Raw genomic sequence first — 3,153 nt, forward strand, 5'->3', positions numbered from 1 at the left:
GCCGCGCAGGAATTCGTAGCCCACCTCGGCCCCGCGCAGGCGCACCAGGCGGTTGGCGCGCGGGTGGTGCCAGGTGCCGGGCTGGAAGACCTCGGCCAGCGGCAGCGCGTGGTCGGTGCCGACCGGGGTGGCCGGGGCCGATGGGGCCGGCGCGGCGCGCGGCGGCCCGGGCTCGGCGGGGCCGAACAGATCGAACGCCAGCTGCACGAAGCCCTTCATGGCTTCTATCGATAGGCCTCGGGGTCGAGCCGGCGCATCTCGCCTTCGATCCAGGCCTCGACCTCGCGCATGAGCTCGTCGGCCTCGCGGCCCTGGCTGGGGATGGGCTTGCCGATGGAAAAGTCCACCACGCCAGGCCGCTTGATGAAGGCCTTGCGCGGCCAGCACTTGGCCGAGGTCACGGCGATGGGGATGACCGGCGCGCCGGTGGCCACGGCCAGGCGCGTGCCGCCGGTCTTGTAGCTGCCCTTCTGGCCGCGCGGGATGCGCGTGCCCTCGGGGAACATGATCACCCAGGTGCCCTGGTCGAGCAGGCGCTGGCCCTGCTCGACCACCTTGTTGAAGGCCTGGGTGCGCTTGCTGCGGTCGATGTGGATCATGTCCAGCCGGCCCATGGCCCAGCCGAAGAAGGGCACGTAGAGCAGCTCCTTCTTGAACACGTAGGCCAGCGGGTGCGGCATCAGCGTGGGCATGGCGAAGGTTTCCCAGGTGGACTGGTGCTTGAGCAGCAGCACGGCCGGCGCGGTGCTGCCCACGGGCAGGTTCTCCAGGCCCGTGACGCGGTTGCGGATGCCCAGGATCAGTGTGCCGCTGTGCACCGCCACGCGCAGCCAGTTCGCGCACATCCAGTACAGCGTGGTGCTGCTCACGAAGGGCGAGACGATCACCACCGCCAGCCCCCAGGGGATCACGGTGATCACCATCACCAGCAAATGCAACACGGAGCGCAGGAAGTGGATGGCGATCATGCTCGGGGGTCAGGCGGTCGGCTTGGAAGGGGGTGGGACCTGGGCCAGCAGCCAGTCGGCGAAGGCGCTGAGGTCGGCGTGGACCTGGGTGGCGGGCGGCAGGCCGGCGATGGTGGCGCCGGGCTGGCCGCCCAGCGTGGCCGACTGGCCGGTGAGCAGCAGGTGCGTGGCGCAACCGGCGGCGGCGCCAGCCTGCACGTGGCGCAGCGAGTTACCGGCGGCCACCACCTCGGCCAGGGGCACGCCGAAACGCGCGCCGATCTGTTGGAACAGGCCGGGCGCGGGCTTGCGGCAACCGCAGGCGTCTTCGGGCGCGTGCGGGCAGATGAAGATGGCCTCCACCCGCGCGCCGGCGGCGGCCAGCAGGCGGTGCATCTTGAGGTGGATGGCGTTGAGCGAGGCCATGTCGAACAGGCCGCGGCCGATGCCCGACTGGTTGGTGGCCAGCACCACGCGCCAGCCGCCGTGGTTGAGCCGCGCCACCGCCTCGAGCGCGCCCGGCAAAGGCTCCCATTCGTCCGGCGACGCCACCTTGTCGTCGCGGCCGCGGTTGAGCGTGCCGTCGCGGTCGAGGATGAGAAGCTTCATGATCCCTTCCCATGCAGGGCGTCCGCGTGGCGCCGGCGGGCCCAGGCTTCGATGCTGCCGACCGGGTACTGGGCGCCATCGAGTTGGCGGATGCGTTCGATGAGGACGTTCACATCCAGATGGCCTTGCTCGAACAAGGCCCGCAGGAACTCGGCGTCCTTCTCGCGCCCGGCCACGCATTTGGACACGGCCAGATCGTGCAAATCGGGGCAGATGGCCGTGATGTCGCCGAAGTAGTGGAAGACCGCGCGGTCCATCCAGTCGGCCGGCATCACGGCCGTGTCCGGGCTGACCCCATCGGCGTGGTAGCCGAACTCATCATGGAACGGCGAGAGCGCGCCAAGCGCACCATCGATCAGATCGGCCTTGTCGGGAGCAACAGCGGGATACAGGTCGATCTCTTCGGACAAGGTCAACCGTCCCTCGGGCTGCTCCAGCAGCAACAGCACCGCTTGACTACCGACCAGCACGAAGCTCTTCTCGCCGGAAATCTCGGCGGCAGCGCGCAGCACATGGGCGAGCTGGGTCCGTTTCATTGCGCCATGGCTTCCCGGCGAAGGCGCTGCCGCTCTTCGTCCGGCAGCACGAAGCCGAGCGGGGACATACCCCGCAAGGTCGCCGCGTGATCGCCGTCGGCGCAAACCGCCTGGGTCAGCCGCGACACGTCCCGCGCGAGCAGCAGTTGCCGCCACTCCTCGCGGTAAGGCGTCGATCCATTCGACAAACCCGAGGCTTCCCAACGGTCCAGCACGGCCAGCGCGCGATCGATCAGCTCGGGCGACCGGGCCACCCGTTGCAAAGCCTCCCGGTGGAAAGCCAGGGTGAAGCGCTCAATCTGACGCGGGGTGGGCATGGCGCAATGGTAGTGGCGTCCGGTGATCTCAGGCCAGCCGGGACAGGTCGGCCACGCGGTTCATCGCGCGGTGCAATTGTTGCAGCAGGGCCAGGCGGTTGGCCTTGAGCGCGGGCTCGTCGGCATTGACCATGACACCGTCGAAGAAGGCGTCGACCGGCTCGCGCAGCGCGGCCAGGGCCTGCAGGCTGGCGGTGAAGTCGCCGGCCTCGAACTGAGCGTCGGCGCCGGGCACGGTGGCCTGCATGGCGTCGAACAGGGCTTTCTCGGCGGGCTCCTTCAGCAGGCCAGCGTTGACCGACTCGCCCACGCCCTCGGACTTCTTGAGGATGTTGCCGATGCGCTTGTTGGCCGCCGTCAGGGCCGGGGCCTCGGGCAGCGCGGCGAAGGCGCGCACGGCCGCCAGGCGCTTGCTCACGTCGGCCAGGCGCGCGGGGCGCAGCGCGAGCACGGCGTCGATCTCCTGCGCGCTGTAGCCCTGCTCGCGCAGGCTGCCGGCGAGGCGGTCGCAGATGAAGTCGGTGAGCGCGGTCACGTCCGCCGAGCGGTCACGGTGGATCTTGTCGCCGAACGGGTCGCCCGCGTTGTGCAGCAACCAGGGCAGCTCCAGATCGGGCGCCTGCTCGATCAGCATGCGCACCACGCCCAGCGCGTGCCGGCGCAGCGCGAACGGGTCCTTGTCGCCGGTGGGCAGGTTGCCGATGCCGAACATGCCGACCAGGGTTTCCAGCTTGTCGGCCAGGG

General features: G+C 69.9%; 5 protein-coding genes and 1 pseudogene. All 6 read right to left on the reverse strand.

Features of this window, described 5'->3' with window-relative positions; all coding sequences use genetic code 11:
• A pseudogene (locus BGO22_RS06115) lies at positions 1–219 on the reverse strand (metal-dependent hydrolase); the annotation flags it as partial.
• Between the two features lie 5 nt (positions 220–224).
• Positions 225–959: a lysophospholipid acyltransferase family protein gene (locus BGO22_RS06120; RefSeq protein WP_070400511.1), complete on the reverse strand. Its 735-nt coding sequence runs from the start codon at positions 957–959 to the stop codon at positions 225–227.
• 18 nt (positions 960–977) lie between these two features.
• Complete coding sequence (gene gmhB / locus BGO22_RS06125; protein WP_070400441.1) at positions 978–1,556, reverse strand: D-glycero-beta-D-manno-heptose 1,7-bisphosphate 7-phosphatase; 579 nt, start codon at positions 1,554–1,556, stop codon at positions 978–980.
• Positions 1,553–2,092 carry a DUF6036 family nucleotidyltransferase gene (locus tag BGO22_RS06130; protein WP_286849654.1) on the reverse strand — a complete coding sequence of 180 codons (540 nt, stop codon included), beginning with the start codon at positions 2,090–2,092 and terminating at the stop codon, positions 1,553–1,555. The genes gmhB and BGO22_RS06130 overlap by 4 nt, the downstream gene beginning before the upstream one ends.
• Positions 2,089–2,409, reverse strand: a complete 321-nt coding sequence (locus tag BGO22_RS06135) for a hypothetical protein (protein ID WP_070400443.1) — start codon at positions 2,407–2,409, stop codon at positions 2,089–2,091. Before BGO22_RS06135 ends, BGO22_RS06130 begins: the two co-directional genes overlap by 4 nt.
• Before the next feature lie 28 nt (positions 2,410–2,437).
• Positions 2,438–3,153 (reverse strand): glycine--tRNA ligase subunit beta (locus BGO22_RS06140; protein ID WP_286849655.1); only part of this gene is annotated, 716 nt, incomplete at its 5' end.

This window comes from Hydrogenophaga sp. 70-12, assembly GCF_001897365.1.
Lineage (GTDB): Bacteria > Pseudomonadota > Gammaproteobacteria > Burkholderiales > Burkholderiaceae_C > Hydrogenophaga > Hydrogenophaga borbori.